A 25,025-nucleotide genomic window follows, 5' to 3' on the forward strand; every position below is an offset into this window, starting at 1 on the left:
ATGAGTAGATCATTACTTTTTACGTTTCTTTTTATTACATCACTAGTCTTTTCACAAGAAAGGGTTATAGAAATAGATTATGTTGTTGACTATACAATACCAAGTAAGGGCAATAAAACAATTGATACTATATCTATCGGATTTGATAAAAATGGTAAATATCTTTGGACAAATTATAATGAGCTAGCATTAGGATTAGCAAAATCGATGCTTAAAAATTCATCTGAGGATTTTGTAAATGCTAAAAGTAATATCATTTTTAACACAGAAGATGGAACCTTGACATTGGTGTTTGAATTAAACAAAAATTTAATTTACTTTAATTTAAGCTTAGACTCATTTATACCTGTTCGTCGAAGTAATGGGGATGAAAATAGTTTAGACTTAATTACTGAAAATACTGGAGAGACTATAAAAGTTCTTGGAAAAGATGTGAAAGTTTATAATATGTTTCCAAGTGAAAATCCAGATGACGTAATAACTATGGCTACAGATAAGGACTACAATGTAAATAATAATCAAATCTTTAAAAAAATCTTTGAGATTGCATTTCAGAAATCTGGTTTAGAAGACGAATCAATGCCAAATATACCAAGTGGTTTAATTATGAAAGTAATTGAAAATAATAACACTATGATCGAAGCCATAAAGGTTAACGATAAAAAAAAGACAATAAAAATTAACTACAGTTTCAAAATAACAGAATGAAAACATACACAAATACAGGAAGTAAAGACACAAGATCAGGATTTGGAGCTGGTTTGACAGAACTAGGTAAAACAAACGAAAATGTTGTTGCACTTTGTGCAGATTTAACTGGATCTTTAAAGATGGATGAATTTAAAGCAAATCATCCTGAACGTTTTTTTCAAATCGGTATTGCTGAAGCTAATATGATTGGTATCGCAGCAGGAATGACTATTGGTGGCAAAATACCTTTTACAGGTACATTTGCCAATTTCTCAACCGGAAGAGTTTACGATCAGATAAGACAAAGTGTAGCTTATTCTGATAAAAATGTCAAAATATGTGCTTCTCACGCTGGTGTTACTTTAGGAGAGGATGGTGCTACGCATCAAATTTTAGAAGATATCGGTTTAATGAAGATGATACCTGGTATGACTGTAATTAATACTTGTGATTACAACCAAACCAAAGCAGCAACATTAGCTATAGCAAAACACGAAGGACCTGTATACCTTAGGTTTGGGCGCCCAAAAGTTGCAAACTTTACTCCAGAAAACGGAACCTTTGAAATAGGAAAAGCAGTTAAACTTACTGAAGGAAATGACGTTACAATAGTTGCTACAGGACATTTGGTTTGGGAAGCACTAGAAGCAGCAAAAGCTTTAAATGAAGCTGGTGTCTCTGCCGAAGTTATAAACATTCATACTATTAAGCCATTGGATGATAAAGCTATTTTAGATTCTGTTGGTAAAACAGGATGCATAGTAACAGCAGAAGAACACAACTATTTAGGTGGTCTAGGAGAGAGTGTTGCTAGAGTTTTATCTCAAAATAAGCCTGCTCCTCAAGAGTTTGTTGCTACTAAAGACACTTTTGGTGAATCTGGTACACCTGCACAATTAATGGATAAGTATGGATTAAACAGTGATGCTATTATAAATGCAGCAAAAACTGTCTTAAAAAGAAAATAATTTTGTTTTGGCAACGTTTTTGATATTAGATTCCTAATCTTAAAAAACGAACATTATGAAAATTTTAAAAAAATCTACTATAATCGTTACTTGTTTAGCGCTTACAATGTTGAGTTTAAATGCCCAAAACGGAAGTAGTTTTGGCTTTAAAGGTGGTTTAAATTATGGTACTAATGGTGATTACTTTGAGTCTATAGGTGAAAATGCTCAAAACCCAGATCGCAATATTGGTTATCATATTGGTGTGTTTGGCAAAATTGGTAATAGACTATACTTTAGACCAGAGTTAATATATACCGCTACTAAGAGCGACTATAATAACGACCTGTTTGAAATCAAAAAAATAGACGCACCTTTATTAGTTGGTATTAAAGTGTTAGGTCCAATAAGTGTATTTGCAGGTCCTTCATTACAATACATTTTAGACACAGATTTTAATGGTATTAATATAGATAATATTGAAAACGATTTCTCAATTGGTTTAAATTTTGGAATAGCAATCAATTTTAATAAGATAGGAATTGATTTGAGATACGAAAGAGGATTTAGTGATAATGAAGCTGTTTTTATTAATAACAACTTTGGCCCAAATACGGTTGGAAGAATAGATACAAGACCAGAACAATTAATATTAAGTTTATCTATTGCACTTTAGAGTAAATGAATTGTTTAGTTTTAAATAGACATAAAAAAGCCGCTAATAAGCGGCTTTTTTATGTTTCATTTTTTCTTAGCTATCCTCATCATCATTATAATTTTCAGAAATATTTTCGTCTAAATAATCTAAAATATTATTGTTATCAGAATCAACTGCTGTGACCGTATTAATAGTTAGTATGCCATCAACTTCACTTCTACTAACCTCATATTCATTGGCAGCTAACGTAGGCTCAGGATCAATACTAGTATCTACTTGGTAAGTTGTAGAAACAAGTTCATTAATTGTAGCAACGCCATCAGCATCATCATCTAAATCTATATAGTTTGGTGCCCCATCTTCATCTGTATCATCATCAAAAACATCGTCATTATTATTTAAATTTTCAATATAAGAAGGTATGCCATCATTATCGTGATCAAGTTCCTCTTTTTGTAACAACTCAAACTTAAAGACTAAATTTGCATATGCATCAATAGAAGATCCAGGAGGTGGTGATGCAAAATAAGCTAAACCAGAAGGAATAAACATAATCCCAAAACCATAATTATTATAATTTGTTGAACCATCACTACCAATAGAAAAATCTAGTGCTGCATTAAACTCAGGTAAAACACGTTGCCAACCAGGTATTGCACCACCTGAAAAACCTAATCCTGTTAAAGGCAGACTTACTGGTGTAACTATTTGGTCAAAAATTTCTTCAGTCTCTACTGTAAAACCTTCATACCTCACCCTTACTTGATCTGTAAAAGTAGGAGAATCTCCTTCTCCTTGGTTTAAATTTAGAAAGTAATACGTGTAATCTATTTCAAACAGAATAGTAGTTCTTGTCGTTATTGTACCATCTGCTAATGCCTCACTTAAAAGTCTATTAGAGTTACCGTTCTCATCAATAGCTGACTCTGAAATAATAATATCTTCAATCTTATGATTGATTCCAGTTTCAAAGAAACTAGCGTTATAATAATGCGTTGCAAAGAATTCTAAAATAGAATCATTGTCAACTATTTGTTGCTCATCTCTATCTCTGGTAGTAAAGACATTTGTAACAGTATCATCATCTGGCTCACAAGAAATACAAAATGCAAAAGCGAAGAAGACCAGAAGGCTTAATCTAAATTGTTTAGTTTTCATAACGTTTTATTTTACTTATATTAAAATACCACATAATTAATATAAGGTTCATTATTGCTCAATAAATATGGTTGCAATATACAATATTATAATATTTTTGTACTATAAGATTAACGTAGTTTTTAGTTAAAAAATATATGAGAATTGATAAATTTTTGTGGTGTGTTAGATATTATAAAACAAGAAGTATCGCTACTAAAGCTTGTAAAAAAGGACAAATAAAGGTCAATGGCTCAGTTGTAAAACCGTCTAGAGATGTTTATGCAACAGATAATATCGAGTTAAGAAAAGACCAGATTATATACCAATTAACTGTAAATGATTTACCTCCAAATAGAGTTGGTGCTAAACTTGTAGATATTTACAGAACAGATACAACACCAAAAGAAGCTTTTGAGGCTAAGCAATTATTAAAGTATAGTAAAGACTATTACAGAAAGAAAGGAACTGGTAGACCTACAAAAAAAGATAGACGCGATATTGATGGCTATTATGAAGAAGAATAACTTAGATAATAAATATTGGGATAGTCGTTATAAAAACAAACAAATAGGTTGGGATATCGGTTATGGATCTACCCCTTTGATAACTTATATTCAGCAACTTAATGATAAAACATTAAAGGTATTAATACCAGGTGCTGGCAACAGTTATGAAGCCGAATATTTATGGAACAATGGCTTTAAAAATATTTGTGTTTTAGATTTTGCAAAACACCCTTTAGATAACTTAAAAAAGCGTATTCCAGATTTTCCTTCTGAGCAGTTGTTGTGCAAGAATTTTTTTGATTTAAATACTACTTTTGATTTAATATTAGAACAGACGTTCTTTTGTGCTCTTAACCCTAATTTAAGAAAGACATATGTTTCAAAAATGCATACGCTATTAGAAAAAAATGGAAAACTCGTTGGCCTACTTTTTGATTTTAAATTAACAAACTCTGGTCCTCCATTTGGTGGAAGTTTACCTGAGTACAAATCATTATTCAAAAAATTGTTTGACATTAGAGTTTTAGAAAAATCAATTAATTCTGTAAAACAAAGGCACGATAAGGAACTGTTTTTTATATTTGAAAAAAAGACCTAATGGCACTAACAAAAAACACAATTTTAAGTCACAAAGAAATTGAGCACAAGATTAAACGCATTGCATATCAAATCTATGAATGTAATGTTGACGAAACAGAACTTGTTATTGCTGGGATAGAAAATAATGGTTATCTATTAGCAAAAAAAATAAAAGCTAACCTAGAAAAAATTTCTACAATAAAATGTACATTGTGTAAAGTAACCATAAATAAAGGCCAACCTACTTTACCTATACTAACATCACTTAAAAAAGAAGATTACACAAATAAATCTATTGTGTTAATTGATGATGTGCTAAACTCTGGAAGTACTCTAATTTATGGCATAAAGCATTTTTTAGATGTTCCTTTAAAACAATTTAAAACAGCTGTATTGGTTAACCGCAACCACAAAAAATATCCTGTAAAAGCAGATTTTAAGGGTATTTCCTTATCAACATCGCTTTTTGAACATGTGCATGTTAATCTATCTAAACAACCTTATGAAGCATACCTAGATTAGGTTCATTACAATTTGCTCTACTACTTCTTGCTTCGATTTATTGTCTGTAGAAATTGTATGGTTTGCTTTAGTATAATATTGAACACGCTCAAAAACATGCTTACCAATAAATTCTAACAACATAGCTTCAGTCTCTAAATGACTTATTAATGGTCGTTTTTCACGTTCTGTAAATAATCGCTGAGCTAAAGATGGTATTGAAAGCTTCAAATAAAACGAAACAACATTAGGGTTATTTACTAATAGCTCTATGTTATTACCATAGCATGGTGTTCCGCCACCTAGAGCAATGACATAATTATTTTTAGAACTTGTAAGCTCTTTTAAATACGCTGTTTCTTTTTTTCTGAAATATATTTCACCTTTAGTTTTAAATAGTTCTGAAATTGAAGCACTTTCCTTATTAATTATGTAATCATCTAAATCTAAGAAACTAAAATTTAGCACTGTAGCTAATTCCTTACTTATAGTAGATTTTCCTGATCCCATGTACCCCATTAAAATGACTATCATAAAGCTTATAAATTGATTATTAAATCTCTACGCAAAGAGACAACAAAAAAACAAAAAATTAAATAAAAAAAGTGTTGTTTAATTAATTAAACATTTTATATTTGCACCCTCGTTAGAGAAAAGCATTATGACCAGTTAGCTCAGTTGGCAGAGCATCTCCCTTTTAAGGAGAGGGTCCTGGGTTCGAGCCCCAGACTGGTCACAAAAAAAAGTTAAGCTACCTAAGCTTAACTTTTTTTTTATCTTTAACTTATGTTATTAGCGCACGTGGCGGAATTGGTAGACGCGCCAGCTTGAGGGGTTGGTGGACATTAGTCCGTGGAAGTTCGAGTCTTCTCGTGCGCACTTTTTCTATTTTACTTATTTTTTGTTAATTCCAAACTTTTATATTGCTAATAGCACTATTTTTGTTTAACCATTTTTTATAAAAAATGAACAACATTAAAAACAAGTTTAGTATAAAAGACCTTGAGAATCTCACAGGTGTAAAAGCGCATACAATCAGAATTTGGGAGAAGCGCTATAGTTTACTAACACCCAAAAGAACAGAGACTAATATTAGATATTACGATTTAGAAAGTTTTCAGAAACTACTAAATGTTAGTTTCTTAAATAATAATGGTTATAAAATATCGAAGATAGCAACAATAGAAGAGCATAAGTTACCGCTTTTAGTAAGAGAGATTGCATCACAAAGTAATATTGAAAGTCATGCTATTAATTCCTTTAAATTGGCAATGCTTAACTTTGATCAGGCATTATTCTATAAAACATATGAATCGCTTATAAAGGAAAAAGCTTTCTTTGAAATTTTCTACGATATTTATATTCCACTTCTTACTGAAATTGGTTTATTGTGGCAAACAAATACGATATCACCAGCACATGAACATTTTATAACCACTCTAATTAGACAAAAAATATTAGTTAGTACAGAGAAGGTCCAAGCAAAGCAAAAGCATAAATCAAATAAAACTTTTGTACTATATCTTCCAGATAACGAAATACACGAACTTGGTTTAATGTTTATTAATCACGAAATAGTAAGCAAAGGCTATCAGTGTATATTTTTAGGTCAAAGTGTTCCTTTAGAAAATTTATCTGACCTTCAAAACTACTACGATAACATAACTTACGTTTCGTATTTTACAGTAATGCCAGAAAAAGATGATATAAAACAATATCTCCATGATTTCGATGAACATATTTTAAACGCACCACAAACTGAATTTTGGATTTTAGGCCAGATGCTAAACGTAATCGATATTACAGAATTACCGAAAGGGATGAAAGCCTTTAAATCTATACAATCTCTTTTAAGCGAATTAAATTAATGAGTAAAAAAATATCAATAATTGGTTCTGGATTTTCTGCTTTATCTGCATGTTGTTACTTGGCAAAGGCTGGACACGATGTAACTATTTATGAAAAAAACGCAATGGTTGGCGGAAGAGCGAGACAAATCACAAAAGATGGTTTTACTTTTGATATTGGACCAAGTTGGTATTGGATGCCAGATGTTTTCGAAAAATTCTTTAACGACTTTGGTAAAAGTACTAGTGACTTTTACGAGTTAGATAAATTGAGTCCTGCGTACAAAATTTTCTTTTCAGATGACGTAATCACAATTGGTGACCATATGGACCAAATATGTGAAGAGTTTGATCGTATTGAACCTGGTAGCTCTAAGCCTTTACGCAAGTTTATTGCCAGAGCTCAAGAGCATTATAATATTGCGATAAATAAAGTCGTTTTAAAACCTGGTTTATCACCATTTGAGCTGGTAACTAAAGAAACCATAACTAGAGTTGATCAGTTCTTTAAAACAATTAGTTCTGAAGTTCGTAAGAATTTTAAGAATCCCAAACTAATATCTACATTAGAGTTTCCTGTTTTATTTTTAGGAGCAAAACCTAACCAGACACCATCATTTTATAGTTTTATGAATTTTGCTGATTTTGGTTTAGGAACATGGCACCCAAAAGGAGGTATGTATGAGATTATAAAAGGAATGAAATCTCTTGCTGAAAGTTTAGGAGTCACTATTAATACAAACAGTAATGTAGAAAAAATTAATGTTTTTAACGGCAAATCTGTTGGGATTTCTGTTAATGCAGAGACCATTACATCAGACATTGTTTTAAGTGGTGCAGACTACCATCATTCTGAAACTTTACTCGATAAAAACTATAGGCAGTATTCGGAATCGTATTGGGACAAACGTACGTTTGCTCCTTCATCTTTACTGTTTTATGTTGGTTTTGATGTAAAGCTTAAAAATGTAGAACATCACAATTTATTCTTTGACACGAACTTTGAGAAACATGCAGAAGAAATATATGATGACCCAAAATGGCCCGAAGATCCATTATTTTATGCTAACTTTCCTTCAGTAACAGATCAAAGCATGTCTCCTAGTGGTTGTGAAACGGGGTTTTTCCTTATTCCAATAGCACCAGGTTTAAAGGATACACCAGCACTAAGACAACAATATTTTGATATAATTATGAATCGCTTTGAGCTGCGCACCAATCAAAATGTTAAACAAAATATACTTTTTAAAGAATCGTTTTGTGTTAACGATTTTATAAGCGAATACAACTCTTATAAAGGAAATGCATACGGCATGGCAAACACATTAATGCAAACAGCCTTTTTAAGACCAAAACTAAAGAGTAAAAAAGTAAATGGATTGTACTTTACCGGACAACTAACTGTTCCTGGGCCAGGTGTACCTCCATCATTAATTTCAGGAAAGCTCGTAGCAGAACTGATTCAAAAAAATGAAATTTAATTGCCGTTTTAGAAACATAACATTACTATGAAATCACTATTTGACAATGTTTCCAAAGAATGTAGTAAGCTTGTGACGAATGCTTACAGCACATCATTCTCTATGGCTACAAAAATGCTATCTGATACCATAAGACAAGATATATATAACATATATGGCTTTGTGCGTTTTGCAGATGAAATTGTTGATTCTTTTCATGATTATGATAAGGAAAAGTTGTTTAAGAATTTTGAAAATGATTTAGAAAATTCATTAGAGGATAAAATTAGTTTAAATCCTATCTTAAATTCATTTCAAGAAACTTATCATAAGTACCGAATTGATAAACATTTGGTTGACTCATTTATGAATAGCATGCGACTAGATCTTCATAAAAAAGAGTATTTAACAGAACAAGAATACAAAGATTATATTTATGGTTCTGCTGACGTTGTTGGTTTAATGTGTTTAAAAGTTTTTGTAAATGGTGATAATGAAAAATATGAAGATTTAAAATCTTCAGCTATGAGTTTAGGCTCTGCATTTCAAAAAGTAAATTTTCTTAGAGATTTAAAAGCAGACTTTGACGACTTAAGTAGAACCTATTTTCCTAATACAGATTTAAATCATTTAGACGAAGTTTCTAAGCAAACTATTATTAAAGATATAGAAGAGGATTTTGCTAAAGGTCTCGAAGGCATTAAACGTCTTCCTCTAGAAGCGAGATTTGGTGTTTTTATGGCCTATCGCTACTACAGCAAGCTACTAGATAAGTTAAAAAAGACACCAGCTTTAAAAATAAAATCCACAAGAATAAGAGTTCCTAATTATAGAAAAGTAGAACTACTTACTCGAAGTTACGTGAAGTATCAATTAAACTTATTATAAAATTTTAGAATAACTATTATGCAAACTTTTTTTTGGATTATAATTTTCTTAAGCACGTTCTTTATGATGGAATTTAATGCATGGTTTACACACAAGTATGTTATGCATGGTTTTTTATGGGGTCTACACAAAGATCACCATCATAAAGATCACGATAGTTGGTTTGAGCGTAATGATACTTTTTTTATTTTTTATGCCGTAGTAAGTATGTCTTGTTTTTACCTTTGGAGTGTTGAAGGAGTTTGGTTTACATTACCTATTGGCTTTGGAATTTTAATGTACGGGTTGGCTTATTTTATTGTCCATGACATATTTATTCACCAACGTTTTAAATGGCTTAGAAATATTGATAATAAATATGCAAGAGGTTTAAGACGTGCGCACAAAATTCACCATAAGCACTTAGGGAAAGATAAAGGTGAGAATTTTGGGATGCTTATCGTACCATTTAAATACTTTAAGTAATAATTATTCAGAAATCAATTGGTCTAATTGCTGTCTAACAGTTTTACTATTCCAATCTAGTGCACCAGATTCATCGACAACAATTTCACCCTTTTTATTTATAATAAAAGTTCTTGGTATTGACTTCGTTAATAATTGATTTGGAATAGTATTGATTGGGTTGAATACTTCAAAAGTAAATTTCTTTTTAGTCATAAATTTTTCAACAATCTGAAAATCTTCATTAGTAACAAAGAGAAAAACTACATCGTCTTTATATTCTGAATATAACTCTTGAATACTTGGCATCTCTGCAATACATGGTGGACACCAAGTCGCCCAAAAATTAACAAAAACAACTTTTCCTTTACTATCAATAAAATTTATAATATAATTTTTATCTGACTTTAATTGCCAATTAGAATCCTTAACTAATATTCTATCCTCTTTTTCTATAATGTTAGAACTACTTACATAACTTAAGCCCTTATGAAGTAGCACTTGTATTGGTTGTCTCGTCTGAGGGATTATTAATACTAGGATAATAATTAAAAATAGGATGTTAAGCTTAGAAATTTTTAACTTCATTTGAAAGAATTTTAAGCTGACTTTTTATAAATTCTAATCTGCTTACGTTTAAAATCTATAACGTTAGCTTCCTTTAATTCATTCAGCAATATATTTAATGTAGGTCTAGAAACACCTATGAGTGAAGCAATATCTTTTTGTGTATATGGATGATTTATAATATTATCACCTGTTTTATCACAGTCATATCCATAATCATTGCATAGTTCGCTTAAAAACTCAGAAAACCTCGTTTTAGAGTCTTTAAAAAGTAATAACTGAATACGACGTTCTAATTTTTTGAATTTAAAACCAATAAACTTATAGACCTTAAAACTAAAGCTTTGGCTATCTCTCATTAACTCGTGCATGGTATCTACACTAACTGGACATATTGACGTGTTATTTTCTAAAGACTGAGCAAACTCATTTCGTACCCCTTCCCCAAGTATAGCTTTCTCTCCAAAAAGCTCTCCTTTACTTAATATTGCCTTTACTACTTCAGACCCGTCTTCATTATAATAACCAATCTTCACTTTTCCTTTTTCTATAAGATATACTTTGTTGGCAGCATCATCTTCGAAATAAATATAATCGCATTTTTTATAAGTATCAAAGTCATGACATGCCTTAAATTTTTTAAACTTATGAGGACAAAGTATATTGAAAAGATTCACGTCTTCGAATACCCATAATGAGTTCATAATTAGTTTCGATTTAATTGAGTTAACCTTAGAGTCGTTTAATAATAGAAAACCTTTCATAAAAAACAAAAAAACTCCTAGCTTTATATGCCAGGAGTTTAAATTTTCTAAAAAGTTATACTTTCTAAGCGTTTTCTTTTTTAATTAAATTTAAAGCAGACCCTTCTTTATACCAATCAATTTGTGCTTGGTTATAGGTGTGGTTTAAAGAAATAACATCTTTACTTCCATCATTGTGTACGGCTTCTAAATGTAGTTTCTTATCTGGTGCAAACTCCTTTAAATCTGTAAAGTTGAATGTATCATCCTCTTGTATTAAGTCATAATCTGCTTCATTAGCAAATGTTAAACCTAGCATACCTTGCTTTTTAAGGTTTGTTTCGTGAATTCGAGCAAATGATTTTACAATTACAGCAGCAACACCCAAATGTCTTGGTTGCATTGCTGCGTGCTCTCTAGAAGATCCTTCTCCATAATTATGATCACCAATAACTATAGACTTAACTCCAGCAGCCTTGTAAGCTCTTGCTGTATCTGGCACACCTCCAAACTCGTCTGTCAACTGATTCTTAACAAAGTTAGTTTTCTTACCAAATGCATTAACAGCACCAATTAAAGTATTGTTTGCTATATTATCTAAATGACCTCTAAAACGTAACCAAGGACCAGCCATAGAAATATGATCTGTAGTACATTTACCGAAAGCTTTAATTAATAATTTCGCACCAGAAATAGAATCACCAAGTGGTACAAAAGGCTCTAATAATTGTATACGTTCAGACGTTGGGTTTACAGAAACTTCTACTCCACTACCATCTGCTACTGGCTCTAAATAGCCATTATCTTTTACCTCAAAGCCTTTAGGAGGTAATTCCCATCCTGTTGGCTCATCGAACATTACTTCTTCACCATTTTCATTGATAAGTTTATCTTTTAATGGGTTAAAATCTAAACGACCAGCAACTGCTATAGCTGCCGTTAATTCTGGTGAAGCTACAAAAGCGTGTGTATTTGGGTTACCATCGGCACGCTTTGCAAAGTTTCTATTAAAAGAATGTACTATACTATTCTTGGGTGCATTTTTAGGGTCACTGTATCTTGCCCATTGTCCTATACATGGACCACAAGCGTTAGTAAATATTTTAGCATCTAGTGCTTCAAAAATTCCTAAAATCCCATCTCTTTCAGCAGTATAACGTACTTGCTCAGATCCTGGGTTAATGCCTAATTCAGCTTTCATCTTTAAGCCTTTATCTAGAGCTTGTTGAGCTATAGATGATGCTCTAGATAAATCTTCGTAAGAAGAATTGGTACAAGACCCTATTAATCCCCATTCTACCTGCATTGGCCAACCATTAGCTGTAGCTTTCTCTGTCATTTCTCTACCTACTGTGGTTGATAAATCTGGCGTAAAAGGGCCATTTAATAATGGGCCTAATTCTGATAAATTAATTTCTATAACCTGATCGAAATATTTTTCAGGATTTTCATATACCTCTGCATCAGCAGTTAAGTAAGGTCTAATTTTATTTGCTGCATCTGCAACATCTGCTCTATCTGTTGCTCGTAAATAACGTTCCATAGAATCATCATAAGCAAATGTAGATGTTGTTGCCCCTATTTCGGCACCCATATTACAAATAGTTCCCTTACCTGTACAAGACATAGATAAAGCACCAGGTCCAAAATATTCTACAATAGCATCGGTTCCTCCTTTTACAGTTAGAATTTCAGCTACTTTTAAGATAACATCTTTAGGTGCAGTCCAACCAGATAATTTACCAATTAATCTTACACCAATTAATTTAGGAAACTTAAGTTCCCAGGCCATTCCAGCCATTACATCAACGGCATCAGCACCACCTACTCCGATAGCTACCATTCCTAATCCACCAGCATTAACTGTATGTGAATCTGTTCCTATCATCATTCCACCAGGAAATGCATAATTTTCTAATACCACTTGGTGAATAATACCTGCACCTGGCTTCCAAAAGCCTATTCCATATTTATTTGAAACTGATTCTAAAAAGTTAAAAACTTCACTACTTGTATTATTAGCATGTTTTAAATCTGTTGCAGCACCATCTTTAGCCTGAATCAAATGATCACAATGTACTGTTGTTGGTACAGCAACTTTTGGCTTTCCTGCTTGCATAAACTGTAATAATGCCATTTGAGCTGTAGCATCTTGGCATGCAACACGATCTGGTGCAAAATCTACATAATCCTTTCCACGTGTAAATGGTTTAGTAGGTTTACCTTGCCATAAGTGAGAGTATAATATTTTTTCTGAAAGTGTTAGTGGTGTACCAACAATATCGCGAGCTGCATCAACGTGCTCAGTCATGTTAGCGTAAACCTTTTTAATCATATCAATATCAAATGCCATAAAGTATATTTAAGAGGTTGGAAATTCATTTTTTTAGTGACACAAATTTACAAATTTTAAAGCATTTTTAAAAATGTGTAGTAAAATCTATAAACCATTAAGAATAGTTTAGGCAAAATCAAAAAAATAATCGAAAAAATAGTATTTTACTTACTTATATGTTAACTATTTAATGAATTCGTAATTAACAGAACACCCTAAATTTAGGTTGTATAGAAAATCCCTATAATAAAACTTAACGAGGCACAATTTTATCTCTTAGTTTTAGTACAGGCAACTCAACTGTTCTATATAAAATAATGACGCTATTAAATAAATTAAAATTGCGTGTCTAGACGGATTAATAAATCTTTCAACGGCTAATAATACAAGAGAATAATTTACAAATAAATGGCGTAGAGTCGGGTACTTTGATAATATACTATATCTGAAACGAATCGATTTGTATTTAGTTTTATAAACCATGGAAAAATTAAGGTTATACTTATTCCAATAAATGGGAGATATAAAAGGTTATAGCCGTAAGGCATTATTTTAAAATAAACAATAACAATATGCGTTACCACAAAAATTGAAATTCCAAAAATTAAAAGTAAGGTTCTAAAGCTGTTTATACTTGTCTATTTATTATGTAGGTATACGGCTATAATAAATTGAATCTAACCTATAAATGACTACTTTTCTAAAAGAAGCACTCCAATCTCTTATAATTATTAATATCTACAGTTTTATAAAAGTTAAACTTAAGCACAAACAAAATGCCAATAACGAGCAGTGTTGTAAAAATAAAAACTTTTAAAGGAGACTTAGTTTTTTTAAAAAAATCCAAACGTATATAATCGCAGAAAGAAATAGATAAGCATATTCTTCAATTGATAAGCTCCATGCCTCTGTAAATTAATTTGTGGATGTGCTAAATTTTGTAAAAAAGGAATATACAAGAGTATATTGGTATTCAATTTACGATCTAAAAAATAGACTAATAATATATTGAGTATAAGAATTACAAAATAATTTGGTAAAGTCACTAACCATATTCGTTTCCAGAAATGAATTAAACTTCTAGCAGAATATTCACCAGATTGTAAATGCTTAATAATTAATCCACCAATAAGAAATAACCACTGAGTACATAAAACAAATCAGCTCCCTTAGCTCCCGTTAGTCTAATAGCATCTGTTATTAGACCATTAAATTCAGGAATTAAAATGTACAATGCGATAAAACGATTAGCACTATGACTAATGCCCTTATAACATCTAATCTAAAATTTCTGTTAGGATGATTCCACATAGTGTTAATGTAAACCTATGCGATGACTTTATTAAAATAAACTTTGAATGATATCTTCGTCAGAAACATTCTCTGCTTCAGCCTTATAATTTTTTATAATTCTGTGACGCAATATTCCTGTTGCAACAGCTTGGACATCTTCTATGTCTGGTGAGAATTTACCATTGGTAGCAGCATGTGTTTTGGCTGCTAATATTAAGTTTTGGGAGGCTCTTGGACCTGCTCCCCAATCCACAAATTCTTTGACTATATCTGCGGCTGTATCAGCTTTTGGCCTTGTCTTACATACTAAAGAAACTGCGTATTCTATAACATTATCTGCAACAGGAATACGACGTATTACATTTTGAAAATCTATAATTTCTTGCGCTGTAAATAACGCATTAACACTAGACTGTACATCTGTAGTTGTTGCTTTAACAACATCAACTTCTTCTTGAAAAGATGGATATTCTAAGTTAATAGCGAACATAAAACGATCTAACTGCGCTTCAGGCAGAGGGTAAGTCCCTTCTTGCTCAATTGGGTTTTGTGTTGCTAAAACAAAATAAGGTAATGTTAATTTGTATTGATGACCAGAAATAGTCACAGAGCGTTCTTGCATTGCTTCTAAAAGCGCTGCTTGAGTTTTAGGTGGCGTACGGTTAATCTCATCAGCTAAAATAATATTTGCAAAAATTGGTCCTTTAATAAACTTAAATTGACGGTTTTCATCTAGTATTTCACTACCCAATATGTCACTAGGCATTAAATCTGGTGTAAACTGAATACGTTTAAAATCTAAACCTAAAGCCTGAGCTATAGTATTTACCATTAATGTTTTCGCCAAACCTGGGACTCCAATTAAAAGTGAATGACCACCAGAAAATATTGATATAAGAATTTGGTTTACAACCTCATCTTGGCCTATAATAACTTTTGAAACCTCTTTTTTTAAATCCCCAAATTTCTTAACGAAATTTTCTATTAGCGCAACATCTGACATAACTATTGTTTTTTTAACCAGTTATTTTGGAAATCACAATTTTTATATTCGCCATTAACCTTAATATAAGTCTTTGCTATGGTTTCTTTTTGCCATACTGCTATAGCATCTACATGCTTATTCTGTAAGGCTAGTTCCTTTATTTTTAAATAATCTCTAGAGAAGTCTGCCTTATGATCATCAATTCTATCTGTTACTGTTAGAATTTTAAATTTTATGCTGTTAACACGATCTTGGTCTTGCAGCACAGGACTGATTTCTCCATCTTTTAAATCTTGAATTTGAGAGTAAAGTTCAGTATCAATTTTTGTTAGCTCAAAATTAAAATCTTGAGTTACTGGGTTCATCATTTGACCGCCTTCATACTTCGTTTCTTTTTCATCACTAAATTCTCTAGCTGCTTCTGCAAAAGTTACAGAACCATCAATAATTTTAGCTCTCACCTCTTTTAGTCTATCTTCGGTACCTTTTAATGCTTCTTGTGTTATCTCTGGGCGTAATAAAATATGTCTTACATCATATTCTTGACCTCTAATCTTTTCTAACCATACAATATGAAACCCAAAATCGGTTTCAAAAGGATCAGAAATCTCTCCCTCTTGCATGTTAAAGACAACATCCCTAAACTCTTTAACCATTCTTGGTTGCTTTCTATTCATTGATGGTAATTTACCACCATCTTGTTTAGAACCATCATCTGAATAAAACAAAGCCTTAGTTGTGAAATTTGCACCGTTTTCTTCGACATCTTTTTTGTAACTATTTAATTTATCAATTACAGCCTTCTTAGCTTCTTCAGTTACTTTAGGTATAATAACAATTTGAGCCAACTTTAATTCTGTACCAAACGTTGGTCTTTCCTCTTCTATTATTTCATTAAAAAATTGTCTTGTTTCTTCTGGTGTTACTTCAATTTTTTCAAGAACTTTTAAACGCATTTGCTGTGTTAAATATCCGTTTTTATTGATTTCATACATTTGCTCTCTCAAAGATTCTTCAGAATCTTTTTTATAGAATTTTAATAGACCTGCCATATCTCCATTTGTCTGTGCTAAAATTCCATCAATTTGTTGTTCTACTAAAGACTGTATATACAACTCGTTAATTAAAACACTATCTTGAATCGCCTGATGTGCATATAATTTACTTTCTAGTAAACTACCAAAAAGCTGACACCTTGTTATGCCTTCTAAATCTGCTCCTTGAGCTTCTAATTGGGCAATTTCTCTATCTAAATCAGATTCGAGAATAATAAAATCACCTACAACAGCAGCAACACCGTCAGCTTTTATTTTATTACCAGTTATTACAGTATCTTTTTTCTTAAGAGATGATTCCTTAGTTGTATCCTCTATAATTTCTTGTGCATTACCTGCGGTAAAAGACAAAAAGCAAATGATTACGATTGCTTTAGTTATATATTTCAAATTGATTGTTTTTAATAGCATCTTTAGTAATATCTTTTTCTAGTTGCTTTATTAGCTCTAGTTTTCTCTTATTTATAACAATTTGTTTTATCGAATTTTTGACATAATCTAACGGTGCATAATCGTTTAAAGTTTTTATGTCATTAACACGCATCAAATATAGGTTTAATGAATCTTTGAGTTGTAAAAAATTAGATTTTTTTAACAGTTGATTTTTGTTTTCAGAATTAATCACTGAAATTTTATCTACTACTTGACTAAATTTTATCCAAAGTGAATCGTTTAGTGCATACGATTTAAATTGAACAGAGATAGAATCTAAATACCTTCTGTCTTTTTCATTAAATCGCTTAAACCTGTTTGTTATTGTATCTAAATTAATAGGGTTTAATGGTAAATTGATATATCGGAACTGCAATAAATCATCATTAAGTTTAAAAGATTCTTTATTAGCTTCATAAAACTGTTCTTCTACTTTTGCAGAAACAAGAGTGTCTATATTCTTTTTTACTAGGCCTTCTAAGTAAGCATTTGTATATAAATCAATCTTATACTGATCTATAAGCTGAGAGAAATCTTGTTGCTTAGATTCATTTAGATTAATCTTAGCTCCATCCATTAGCAAAAGCTGTTCTGCCCATCTATTTATATAAGCATTAACCATAAGCGTACTATCTTGAGTAGACATGCCTTCTGGCACTAAATCCTTTATATCTTCTTTATATAAAAAATTATCGTTTACTCTGGCAATGCGCTCACTATCGTCTGTCTTCATAAAGAAGTCACAGCTCATTAGTAATAAGCAAATCGAAACACTATATAATCTATAATTCAAAGGTTCTTATTGATTTTTTATTTTGGTCTTAACTGCTTTTAAAGCACTCTTATTTACGCTAACATCAAAACGCTTATACAATACATCAATCCAATCTAACTCTAATTGTGTTTGATAATCGTTAATCACATTCCCTCTAGATTCTTCTAAGGTTTTTTGTCCAGCAGGTATAACCTCCTTTACGTCTATAACATGAAACGCTCCATTGTGCTCATATATTCTAGAAATCCCTTTTGCTATTTTCAAATTCTCTGGGAGCTTAGCATCTTTAGAACTGAAAACACCTTTTGTAAAAATGATATTTTGATTCTTTTCTTCATTTATTTTTGAACTTATAACTTCTTCAGACTTCCCTCTTTTCATCATTTTAGAAACATTATCTACCATGTTTTTATCTGCAGAAGACGCCATTACTATATCTACTCTATCAGACCATTGGTATTTTACCTTATTCTGATTATAATAATTCTCTATACCTATACTATCCTTTGATGCCTTATTCCATATTTCTTTCTCCATAAGCTCAAATAACAAAAGCCCATCTCTATATTCTTGTAAAATATATGCAAATTCTTTATTTTCTAATTCTAAATTATCTTCTCTATACTTTAGAATTGTTTTGTTGTAAAATGTATTGAGTTCTTTCTCTACAATTTTTGGTTTAGGAACATTTTTAGCATTGTAGCTGCGCTGCGCTGATAATAAGTGACGTCCAAAATCATAATACGTATAGGTATTATTATTTATAGTAAATAATACATTATCTTTCTGTAATAGTTCAGGTATCTTCCAAGCACGTGAGAAAAATCGATTATCTATAACCGTTTCAAAATAAGCTTTAGCATCCTTATTACGAGAAATTGTGTAACGCTTCTCTAACTCAGCTACCATTGCAGAATTAATTAATCTAGATCTAGCATCCCTTTTAACTCTGCTTTCTAAAGACGGTTTTAAGTCTTCAAATGGTAATATCTGCTTTAGGCTTATTCTTTTTACAATGTGCCAACCGTATTCTGTCTTAAAAGGCTTACTAAAATCTTCGTCTGCCTTTAAAGTAAATGCTTCATCTTCAAATTGTATTGAGGTTAATTGTCCACTTTTAAAAGGAGCTAATTTACCACCACTGTTTGCAGAACTTTTATCATCAGAAAACTGCTTAGCTAAAGATTCGAAATCCTCTCCTTTCTGTAATCGACTGTAGATAGCATTTATTCGGTTTTCAGAATTTTGTGTAGAGTCTTTACTTTTTAATGTCACCATAATGTGAGCAGCAGTTATGGTTCCACGAGATAGTCTTACCTCATCTACTTTAACTACATGGTAGCCAAATTGGGTTCTAAAGGGTTCTGAAATTTTACCTGCAGGTGTATTAAAAGCAACTGTTTCAAAATCATAAACCATTTTAAATGCAGAGAAATATCCTAAATCTTCTAAAAAAATGGTTTGACCGTCGTGTGCATCATACTTTACTTTATCATAACCTTCTTTTAGTACGCGTTCTTTTAAAGCTAGTAGCTGATTGTAGACTTTTGCTGTATCACTAGAACTTTCTTCAATTCGCACTAATATATGTGAAGCTTTAATATCTAATTTACTTCTTTCATATGCCTCTTTAACCAAGACATCAGTAACTTTATTATCAGACAAATAGTTTTTTGTAAGTTGCTTTTTATAGCTTAAAAACTCTCTTAAGTATTTAGCATTTTCATCTAACTTAAGACGCTTTGCTTCTTTTAATTTTAGCTGATACTCAGTAAATAGTTTTAAATAGCCATCAACATCTTTCTGACTTTCATCCTTAACTAAATCAAGATTCTTATTATAAACTCTTAGAAATTCTGAAGTTTTTATTTGGTCGCCATCTACAGTAAGAAGTACGCCATCATTACTTTGAGAAAAGGAACTATTTAGTACAAATAGTAGTACAAATAGAAGGATGAATAAACTTTTAAATTTAATACTCATAATTTAAGATTATTTTTATGGGAATTTGAAAATTTCAATACTTGTTGGAGTTGAACAAAAATAACACAAATAGCGCATTTCGCAAGTAGAATCATTTCCATTTACATAAAAATCATACCAAACATTAAAACGTTACTAATAAACTTTTTATTTTAACTCTAAAAACGATACGCTCATCGAAAAAGTAAGCAGACTTTAACACCTTCTATCTATCTTTAATAAAAATTCCCTCAAAAATGAAATATTGTAATAGAATTACAATAGCAAAACCTCTCGAGGTTGTTATTAAAAAACTCGACTCAGTTGATAATATGAAGCACTGGCAAGAAGGCCTAATAAGAAGCGAACATATTTCTGGAACTCCTGGCGAATTTGGAGCGAGAATGAATTTAGTTTATAACTTTGGAAACACAAAAATAGAACTAAAGGAAACTATTACAAAACGTAACTTACCTCACGAGCTTCATGCCACTTACAATACAAAAGGCATGTACAACATACAGCAAAATTATTTTAGAACTACCAATGAAGGCTCAACAGAATGGGTTGCTGAATACGAGTATTTACCTACTAATTTCTTTATGCGAATGATGACTATTGCTATGCCAGGCATATTTAAGAAAGAGTCGTTAAAGTATATGGTAAACTTTAAGAACTTTGTAGAAAAAGGAGTTTCTGTTGCAAATGCGTAAATTAAAACTAATTTGGGATTTTAGAGGTCCATCTGGCCAAAAAACCGCAGAACATCACCTTATTCATCTAAAAGAATACATAAGTATTAATAATTTAGATATAGAAATTACTGGTGTTGAAGCCTTGAGCGATATGCACAGTTTGGCATATTTAGTTGTTAATGAATCTGAAATGAAACCCATTAGAGACGCACTAAAGCCACATAGAGGGCAAGTTTATTCTAATGATTAAAACAAACGCTTAAAGAAAGCCTGAGTAAAACGCTTAGGAGGAACAGATACTATTATTTTAAAATCTTCTAGTACTGTAGATTCCTCATCTAGAAATCTAAATATCGTTTTAATGTCTGCCCTTTTAAACATAGAAGAAAAAAGCGCAGCTCCTTCGTCGTTATGATTAGCGAGAACATCTAAGAATAATAAATCATAAAACCAGAATTTCAATCTTTTATCAAACTTAGTAAGGTCATTTTCTGTTTTTAAAAACTGTACTAAAGCTTTCGTTTTTTTTGAAGTATTCTTAAATGTATAACCTGTACTTGCCTTAGTCCAACCTCCAGCTGTACCAATATTTAGAATATGCTTTGTGTTTAACTCAGAAAACCTAAAAGATGTCATTGGTATAGAACCCATCTCTTTTTCTATAATCTCATAATCTATAATACCTTTCTCTTTTAGATACTCACTAATCATTGTTTCGTATTCTGTATATTCTAATAATTCTTTTGAAAACAATGTGTACTCAAACAAGGCTGTATTTTTGTCTATTGGCAAAACATACATAAAGCGTGTGTTACCTTTTTGCTTAACCCTAAAATCCATGAAAGTTGCGGTAGAATCATCAAAAATAGCTTCCTTCGCTTTTATAAACCAACCTACAAAATGCTGTTGCAGAATAGGATATTTTTTTTGAGATTGGAAAGGCTTAGGGTTTGGCAAACTATTAAAAAGCTTTGAGCCAAAATAACTTCTTGTTTTACTAATAACTTCTACACCTATCTCTGAGATATTGAATGTATCAATTGTATCCTCAACAAAAGTAATATTAGATTTTAGCCTAATAGTTTCCCAAAGTGTTTTATAAAAATTTTTACTTCTAATCATTTTGTAATTAAAAGGTGAAATGTCTATCGTCTTAGAAACGGTGTCACTTCCGAAATAAATTTTAGTCCACGTTTTAGTTAATAACGTATCCCACTCACCTTCTCCATCTTCCCAGTAACACCAAGTTCTGTCATTACCTTTATCTATAATTTTATCAATAATTAGAATTGACTTGTCATCAAAATAGACATCTTTAGACATACGGTATGCTAAAAGTAAACCTGAAGCTCCTGCTCCTAATATGATGTAATCGTAATGCTTCATTTATATAAATAGAAATACGCTAAAAAAGATAATTATTGATACTAAAACATGCCAAGAAATTACCCTGTTGGTTTCAACTTTAAATGATTGGTAACCTAAATGGGCAATAAAAGCAGTAACAAACCACCCTATGTAATTTTTAATTGGCACAATGCCATTTTCAAACTCCCAAAAATCAAAACGTGGTGCAGATACTTCTAAAATAACATCTAAACCTGTCATTAAAGCAGCACCTACTAAAGCTGAAATTACAATATTTTTTGAGAAATATTTAGAAACATCTGCTGTTGTTGCTGTTAATAAGGTCCAATTAATACAAATCATTAGTGGTACACCAAACACTTTAAACCCTAAATTCTCACCGTAAACATAAGTTCCGAATATTAAACCAAAATTTACACCTAACCCTTCTGCTATAAAACCTATAAAAAAAGGAATAGCTAATGCCAAAATAACTTTGTAGTTATAATTTTTAATGTGCCACAATACCATTGCGAGACTTAGTAGCAAATTAAGTGGTGTCATAGACAAAAACCAATCTTGCGCACTAGACGACACACCTATTATTCCTGATATAGCAAACAACCATATGATAAATATAGAGATACGGATTTTAAAATTTGAATTCTCCTTCATTAGCTTTTAGCTTCAATTAAATCTGATACTATTTTACCAGATAGTAAGCATAATGGTATACCACCACCAGGATGAACACTACCACCGCAAAAATAAAGATTATCAATACTACTTTTAAAATTTGGGTGTCTTAAAAACGCTGCATATTTATTATTACTAGATGCACCATATAATGCACCTTGGTAACTTTGCGTATTAGACGCTATAGTTCGTGGATCTAAAACGGTTTCAGATTCAATTAATTCTGAAATATCTTCGTTTAACAATCGGCTTAATTTTTTTATAATATTTTGTCTGGCATCTGCTACTATACTATTCCAATCTTGACCTGTATTACTAGGCACGTTAATCATTGTAAACCAATTTTCACAACCTTCTGGTGCATCGTTTGGTTCTTCTTTTGAAGATATATTAATGTAAACAGTTGGGTCGTAATACACATCTTTCTTATCAAAAATATAATCGAATTCAGTCTTATAATCTTCCGAAAAGAAAATATTATGTAAATCTAGTTGTGGAAACACTTTCTTAATTCCCCAATAAAATATTAAAGCAGAACTGCTTCTTGGTTGTTGCAGAATTTTTTCTGGTGCTTTGTGTGCTTTTAATAAATACCTATAGGTTGGTACAATATCTGAGTTAGAAATAACAATATCAGATATAACAGTAGTTCCATTTATTTCTATACCAATGGCTTTGTTACCCTTAGTAACAATCTGATCTACTTTACTGCTAAAGTTAAAGGTAACACCAATATCTTTTGCCAATTGAAACAAACTCATTGTAATTGAATGCATACCTCCTTTGGGGAAATACGTACCAAAATACTGTTCTAAATGCGGAATCATAGACATAATACCTGGTGTTTGGTAAGGAGAAGACCCATTATAAGTCGCAAAACGGTTGTAAAATTGAACTAAACGTTCGTCTTTAAATACTTTAGAATTATAGTCTGAAAGCGTTGTATTAATATCTAAGCTATTCAGATTAAAAATAGCTTTTAAGCTATCTGTATTTAAATAGGTAGACGTTTTATGTAATGACTTTTCTAAAAACAAAGATGCTGTTAGGTCGTATTTCTTTTTACTTTTTTTAAAATAATCTAGAATTTCACTTTTATCTACATCAAAAGTCTCTGCTGCAGATTTAGCAAATTCTGTTTCATCTGCTAACGCTGAAAACGTTGTACCATCTTCGTAAAAGTAATTACATACAATAGACTTCTTTTTATATTGAAAATACGTTTCAATTGGTTTTTTGGCCACTTTAAATAACTGCTCTATAAATTGTGGCATTGTAAATAGCGATGGTCCCATATCAAACCTGTAACCGCTTTTAGAAAATGCCGTTAACTTTCCTCCGGGATAGGTATTAGCCTCATATACAGTAACATTATACCCTTGAGATTTTAGCCGAATTGCAGCAGCCATACCAGCTATACCAGCACCAATTATAATAACAGTTTTCATTTTCATTAGCGAAGCAAAGGTACAATGAAAAGTATATTGGTCTCAAAATAAATGCAAAAAAAATACTAATTTATAAATTGAATCTTGCTTTATTTAATGGAATGACGATTGATATCTTAACTAGATTACAATTTTACTTTCTGAAAATTTTCTGCTAACTACGTTTACCTCTGATGAATTTGTTTCAGTAGAACTTGATAAAAAAATTGAAACGATTTTATATTAGAGACATTGCTTAAAATGCTCTAACTCCGGTGTAAAAAATATTAAACTATTTTTAGAACTAAAGAAAAATACAAATTTGTTTTGCTACTAGTCTTTTTCTGGATAAAAACCGAATCTCCAACCTCTGGACAATAAGCATTATAAGATCGTTCAAAACAAAATTTTAGTCACTAAAAAATTCAAGATTTTTTCACTTACTCCCTATTTTGAACTATTAGGATAAATAGGTTAAAATATCAAAAAAGTTGAAGAGACTATATAAATCTTATTCAGTAGGTTTATTGTCAGCTTTAGCAGGATTTTCTTGAGAAGGTGTATATATATTAACATCTTCATTTTTCTTCAGATTTGGATAGTTCTCTTCTCTTTGTTTCCTGTTTGAATAGAAAATATTCCAAAATGTTAATCCTATATATACAGAGAAAATCATTGCACCTATTATAAAAAATCCTATGTTCATGTTGTTCTTCTTTGTCTAATTGCTATTGCAAACAATAATATTGTCCCTGGCCAGTGTGCAGAATATTGAGCCTCCTCTGTCATACCTAATATTCCATATCCTACCGAGTATAATAAACAAAGGAATGCTAAAATAATTGGGTACCATTTTAAAATAATTTTTTTCATTTTATAACTTTTTTGTGATTAATTATTAATTCGGATCTATCCTCAAACTGCTACCTCATCTTTTCGTAATAAGTATAAAGCAGTCCACTACTATTTAATTCCTTGTTATATATAACTGAGTCGAGTCATCATTTTAATCTAATATCAACTCTCTTTTTCTTAAAAGTAAGACCCTCTATT

At 31.1% G+C, this 25,025-nt stretch carries 25 protein-coding genes and 2 tRNA genes; 14 read left to right on the plus strand and 13 right to left on the minus strand.

What is annotated here, in order from left to right; genetic code table 11:
• Genes B2U95_RS04515 through B2U95_RS04525 form a run of 3 tightly spaced genes read left to right on the plus strand, consistent with a single transcriptional unit; the run spans window position 1 to window position 2,313 of the window.
• On the plus strand, window positions 1–708 hold the full coding sequence (locus tag B2U95_RS04515; protein ID WP_296313276.1) for a hypothetical protein: 708 nt from the start codon (window positions 1–3) through the stop codon (window positions 706–708).
• Window positions 705–1,658, plus strand: a complete 954-nt coding sequence (locus tag B2U95_RS04520) for a transketolase family protein (RefSeq protein WP_296313278.1) — start codon at window positions 705–707, stop codon at window positions 1,656–1,658. The genes B2U95_RS04515 and B2U95_RS04520 overlap by 4 nt, the downstream gene beginning before the upstream one ends.
• A gap of 55 nt (window positions 1,659–1,713) precedes the next feature.
• Entirely contained in the window at window positions 1,714–2,313 is a 600-nt protein-coding gene (locus B2U95_RS04525) for an outer membrane beta-barrel protein (protein ID WP_296313279.1), read from the plus strand.
• Window positions 2,314–2,388: 75 nt separating this feature from the next.
• Here B2U95_RS04525 and B2U95_RS04530 read toward each other — a convergent pair whose 3' ends face one another.
• Window positions 2,389–3,453, minus strand: coding sequence for an FKBP-type peptidyl-prolyl cis-trans isomerase (locus tag B2U95_RS04530; protein ID WP_296313280.1), 1,065 nt, complete (start codon window positions 3,451–3,453; stop codon window positions 2,389–2,391).
• 137 nt (window positions 3,454–3,590) lie between these two features.
• Between B2U95_RS04530 and B2U95_RS04535 the strand changes: the two genes are divergently transcribed.
• Genes B2U95_RS04535 through B2U95_RS04545 form a run of 3 tightly spaced genes read left to right on the plus strand, consistent with a single transcriptional unit; the run spans window position 3,591 to window position 5,042 of the window.
• Complete coding sequence (locus B2U95_RS04535) at window positions 3,591–3,959, plus strand: RNA-binding S4 domain-containing protein (RefSeq protein WP_296313282.1); 369 nt, start codon at window positions 3,591–3,593, stop codon at window positions 3,957–3,959.
• Window positions 3,946–4,539 (plus strand): methyltransferase domain-containing protein, encoded by a 594-nt coding sequence (locus tag B2U95_RS04540; protein WP_296313284.1) that lies wholly within the window; start codon window positions 3,946–3,948, stop codon window positions 4,537–4,539. Before B2U95_RS04535 ends, B2U95_RS04540 begins: the two co-directional genes overlap by 14 nt.
• Window positions 4,539–5,042 carry a phosphoribosyltransferase family protein gene (locus B2U95_RS04545; protein WP_296313285.1) on the plus strand — a complete coding sequence of 168 codons (504 nt, stop codon included), beginning with the start codon at window positions 4,539–4,541 and terminating at the stop codon, window positions 5,040–5,042. The genes B2U95_RS04540 and B2U95_RS04545 overlap by 1 nt, the downstream gene beginning before the upstream one ends.
• Here B2U95_RS04545 and B2U95_RS04550 read toward each other — a convergent pair.
• Window positions 5,034–5,555, minus strand: coding sequence for a shikimate kinase (locus B2U95_RS04550; RefSeq protein ID WP_296313287.1), 522 nt, complete (start codon window positions 5,553–5,555; stop codon window positions 5,034–5,036). The genes B2U95_RS04545 and B2U95_RS04550 overlap by 9 nt on opposite strands.
• A gap of 129 nt (window positions 5,556–5,684) precedes the next feature.
• Between B2U95_RS04550 and B2U95_RS04555 the strand changes: the two genes are divergently transcribed.
• The 6 genes from B2U95_RS04555 (at window position 5,685) to B2U95_RS04580 (ending at window position 9,681) form a co-directional block, all read left to right on the plus strand.
• A tRNA-Lys gene (locus tag B2U95_RS04555) sits at window positions 5,685–5,757 on the plus strand.
• A gap of 59 nt (window positions 5,758–5,816) precedes the next feature.
• A tRNA-Leu gene (locus B2U95_RS04560) sits at window positions 5,817–5,900 on the plus strand.
• A gap of 86 nt (window positions 5,901–5,986) precedes the next feature.
• The gene (locus tag B2U95_RS04565; RefSeq protein ID WP_296313289.1) at window positions 5,987–6,889 is read left to right on the plus strand and encodes a MerR family transcriptional regulator; all 903 of its coding nucleotides are present in this window, start codon (window positions 5,987–5,989) and stop codon (window positions 6,887–6,889) included.
• Window positions 6,889–8,349, plus strand: coding sequence for a phytoene desaturase family protein (locus B2U95_RS04570; protein ID WP_296313291.1), 1,461 nt, complete (start codon window positions 6,889–6,891; stop codon window positions 8,347–8,349). Before B2U95_RS04565 ends, B2U95_RS04570 begins: the two co-directional genes overlap by 1 nt.
• Window positions 8,350–8,376: 27 nt before the next feature.
• Entirely contained in the window at window positions 8,377–9,216 is an 840-nt protein-coding gene (locus B2U95_RS04575; RefSeq protein ID WP_296313293.1) for a phytoene/squalene synthase family protein, read from the plus strand.
• An 18-nt stretch (window positions 9,217–9,234) separates the two neighbouring features.
• Entirely contained in the window at window positions 9,235–9,681 is a 447-nt protein-coding gene (locus tag B2U95_RS04580; protein ID WP_296313295.1) for a sterol desaturase family protein, read from the plus strand.
• A 3-nt stretch (window positions 9,682–9,684) separates the two neighbouring features.
• On the opposite strand, the gene B2U95_RS04585 is transcribed toward B2U95_RS04580, so the two are convergent.
• The 7 genes from B2U95_RS04585 to B2U95_RS04615 all read right to left on the minus strand — a co-directional run bounded on the left by B2U95_RS04585 (window position 9,685) and on the right by B2U95_RS04615 (window position 19,828).
• Entirely contained in the window at window positions 9,685–10,248 is a 564-nt protein-coding gene (locus tag B2U95_RS04585; RefSeq protein ID WP_296313296.1) for a TlpA family protein disulfide reductase, read from the minus strand.
• Between the two features lie 11 nt (window positions 10,249–10,259).
• Window positions 10,260–10,931 carry a Crp/Fnr family transcriptional regulator gene (locus B2U95_RS04590; RefSeq protein ID WP_296313297.1) on the minus strand — a complete coding sequence of 224 codons (672 nt, stop codon included), beginning with the start codon at window positions 10,929–10,931 and terminating at the stop codon, window positions 10,260–10,262.
• Window positions 10,932–11,055: 124 nt separating this feature from the next.
• Window positions 11,056–13,323 carry an aconitate hydratase gene (locus B2U95_RS04595; RefSeq protein WP_296313299.1) on the minus strand — a complete coding sequence of 756 codons (2,268 nt, stop codon included), beginning with the start codon at window positions 13,321–13,323 and terminating at the stop codon, window positions 11,056–11,058.
• Between the two features lie 1,324 nt (window positions 13,324–14,647).
• Window positions 14,648–15,601 (minus strand): AAA family ATPase, encoded by a 954-nt coding sequence (locus tag B2U95_RS04600; RefSeq protein ID WP_296313300.1) that lies wholly within the window; start codon window positions 15,599–15,601, stop codon window positions 14,648–14,650.
• A 2-nt stretch (window positions 15,602–15,603) separates the two neighbouring features.
• Window positions 15,604–17,028: a peptidylprolyl isomerase gene (locus B2U95_RS04605; protein ID WP_339614648.1), complete on the minus strand. Its 1,425-nt coding sequence runs from the start codon at window positions 17,026–17,028 to the stop codon at window positions 15,604–15,606.
• On the minus strand, window positions 17,012–17,803 hold the full coding sequence (locus B2U95_RS04610) for a peptidyl-prolyl cis-trans isomerase (RefSeq protein WP_296313303.1): 792 nt from the start codon (window positions 17,801–17,803) through the stop codon (window positions 17,012–17,014). The genes B2U95_RS04605 and B2U95_RS04610 overlap by 17 nt, the downstream gene beginning before the upstream one ends.
• Window positions 17,804–17,869: 66 nt before the next feature.
• Complete coding sequence (locus tag B2U95_RS04615; protein ID WP_296313305.1) at window positions 17,870–19,828, minus strand: peptidylprolyl isomerase; 1,959 nt, start codon at window positions 19,826–19,828, stop codon at window positions 17,870–17,872.
• Window positions 19,829–20,064: 236 nt separating this feature from the next.
• Between B2U95_RS04615 and B2U95_RS04620 the strand changes: the two genes are divergently transcribed.
• Both B2U95_RS04620 and B2U95_RS04625 read left to right on the plus strand, forming a co-directional pair.
• Complete coding sequence (locus tag B2U95_RS04620) at window positions 20,065–20,520, plus strand: SRPBCC family protein (RefSeq protein WP_296313307.1); 456 nt, start codon at window positions 20,065–20,067, stop codon at window positions 20,518–20,520.
• Window positions 20,513–20,752, plus strand: a complete 240-nt coding sequence (locus B2U95_RS04625) for a hypothetical protein (protein WP_296313308.1) — start codon at window positions 20,513–20,515, stop codon at window positions 20,750–20,752. Before B2U95_RS04620 ends, B2U95_RS04625 begins: the two co-directional genes overlap by 8 nt.
• Here the strand turns inward: B2U95_RS04625 and B2U95_RS04630 are convergent.
• From B2U95_RS04630 to B2U95_RS04645, 4 genes are all read right to left on the minus strand, one after another.
• Window positions 20,749–21,888, minus strand: coding sequence for a lycopene cyclase family protein (locus tag B2U95_RS04630; RefSeq protein ID WP_296313309.1), 1,140 nt, complete (start codon window positions 21,886–21,888; stop codon window positions 20,749–20,751). The genes B2U95_RS04625 and B2U95_RS04630 overlap by 4 nt on opposite strands.
• Window positions 21,889–22,524 carry a carotenoid biosynthesis protein gene (locus tag B2U95_RS04635; protein ID WP_296313311.1) on the minus strand — a complete coding sequence of 212 codons (636 nt, stop codon included), beginning with the start codon at window positions 22,522–22,524 and terminating at the stop codon, window positions 21,889–21,891.
• Window positions 22,524–23,999 (minus strand): 1-hydroxycarotenoid 3,4-desaturase CrtD, encoded by a 1,476-nt coding sequence (gene crtD / locus B2U95_RS04640; RefSeq protein WP_349675754.1) that lies wholly within the window; start codon window positions 23,997–23,999, stop codon window positions 22,524–22,526. Before crtD ends, B2U95_RS04635 begins: the two co-directional genes overlap by 1 nt.
• A 484-nt stretch (window positions 24,000–24,483) precedes the next feature.
• Complete coding sequence (locus B2U95_RS04645; protein ID WP_296313313.1) at window positions 24,484–24,678, minus strand: hypothetical protein; 195 nt, start codon at window positions 24,676–24,678, stop codon at window positions 24,484–24,486.
• Window positions 24,679–25,025 lie beyond the last annotated feature (347 nt).

Origin of the sequence: Winogradskyella sp. UBA3174, from assembly GCF_002364335.1 — a bacterium.
GTDB lineage: Bacteria > Bacteroidota > Bacteroidia > Flavobacteriales > Flavobacteriaceae > Winogradskyella.

What these genes read in the sequence shown, in the direction of transcription:
- B2U95_RS04515 (WP_296313276.1), top strand. Translation starts at nt 1, where the DNA reads ATGAGTAGATCATTACTTTTTACGTTTCTTTTTATTACATCACTAGTC.
- B2U95_RS04520 (WP_296313278.1), top strand. Translation starts at nt 705, where the DNA reads ATGAAAACATACACAAATACAGGAAGTAAAGACACAAGATCAGGATTT.
- B2U95_RS04525 (WP_296313279.1), top strand. Translation starts at nt 1,714, where the DNA reads ATGAAAATTTTAAAAAAATCTACTATAATCGTTACTTGTTTAGCGCTT.
- B2U95_RS04530 (WP_296313280.1), bottom strand. Translation starts at nt 3,453, where the DNA reads ATGAAAACTAAACAATTTAGATTAAGCCTTCTGGTCTTCTTCGCTTTT.
- B2U95_RS04535 (WP_296313282.1), top strand. Translation starts at nt 3,591, where the DNA reads ATGAGAATTGATAAATTTTTGTGGTGTGTTAGATATTATAAAACAAGA.
- B2U95_RS04540 (WP_296313284.1), top strand. Translation starts at nt 3,946, where the DNA reads ATGAAGAAGAATAACTTAGATAATAAATATTGGGATAGTCGTTATAAA.
- B2U95_RS04545 (WP_296313285.1), top strand. Translation starts at nt 4,539, where the DNA reads ATGGCACTAACAAAAAACACAATTTTAAGTCACAAAGAAATTGAGCAC.
- B2U95_RS04550 (WP_296313287.1), bottom strand. Translation starts at nt 5,555, where the DNA reads ATGATAGTCATTTTAATGGGGTACATGGGATCAGGAAAATCTACTATA.
- B2U95_RS04565 (WP_296313289.1), top strand. Translation starts at nt 5,987, where the DNA reads ATGAACAACATTAAAAACAAGTTTAGTATAAAAGACCTTGAGAATCTC.
- B2U95_RS04570 (WP_296313291.1), top strand. Translation starts at nt 6,889, where the DNA reads ATGAGTAAAAAAATATCAATAATTGGTTCTGGATTTTCTGCTTTATCT.
- B2U95_RS04575 (WP_296313293.1), top strand. Translation starts at nt 8,377, where the DNA reads ATGAAATCACTATTTGACAATGTTTCCAAAGAATGTAGTAAGCTTGTG.
- B2U95_RS04580 (WP_296313295.1), top strand. Translation starts at nt 9,235, where the DNA reads ATGCAAACTTTTTTTTGGATTATAATTTTCTTAAGCACGTTCTTTATG.
- B2U95_RS04585 (WP_296313296.1), bottom strand. Translation starts at nt 10,248, where the DNA reads ATGAAGTTAAAAATTTCTAAGCTTAACATCCTATTTTTAATTATTATC.
- B2U95_RS04590 (WP_296313297.1), bottom strand. Translation starts at nt 10,931, where the DNA reads ATGAACTCATTATGGGTATTCGAAGACGTGAATCTTTTCAATATACTT.
- B2U95_RS04595 (WP_296313299.1), bottom strand. Translation starts at nt 13,323, where the DNA reads ATGGCATTTGATATTGATATGATTAAAAAGGTTTACGCTAACATGACT.
- B2U95_RS04600 (WP_296313300.1), bottom strand. Translation starts at nt 15,601, where the DNA reads ATGTCAGATGTTGCGCTAATAGAAAATTTCGTTAAGAAATTTGGGGAT.
- B2U95_RS04610 (WP_296313303.1), bottom strand. Translation starts at nt 17,803, where the DNA reads ATGAAGACAGACGATAGTGAGCGCATTGCCAGAGTAAACGATAATTTT.
- B2U95_RS04615 (WP_296313305.1), bottom strand. Translation starts at nt 19,828, where the DNA reads ATGAGTATTAAATTTAAAAGTTTATTCATCCTTCTATTTGTACTACTA.
- B2U95_RS04620 (WP_296313307.1), top strand. Translation starts at nt 20,065, where the DNA reads ATGAAATATTGTAATAGAATTACAATAGCAAAACCTCTCGAGGTTGTT.
- B2U95_RS04625 (WP_296313308.1), top strand. Translation starts at nt 20,513, where the DNA reads ATGCGTAAATTAAAACTAATTTGGGATTTTAGAGGTCCATCTGGCCAA.
- B2U95_RS04630 (WP_296313309.1), bottom strand. Translation starts at nt 21,888, where the DNA reads ATGAAGCATTACGATTACATCATATTAGGAGCAGGAGCTTCAGGTTTA.
- B2U95_RS04635 (WP_296313311.1), bottom strand. Translation starts at nt 22,524, where the DNA reads ATGAAGGAGAATTCAAATTTTAAAATCCGTATCTCTATATTTATCATA.
- crtD (WP_349675754.1), bottom strand. Translation starts at nt 23,999, where the DNA reads ATGAAAATGAAAACTGTTATTATAATTGGTGCTGGTATAGCTGGTATG.
- B2U95_RS04645 (WP_296313313.1), bottom strand. Translation starts at nt 24,678, where the DNA reads ATGAACATAGGATTTTTTATAATAGGTGCAATGATTTTCTCTGTATAT.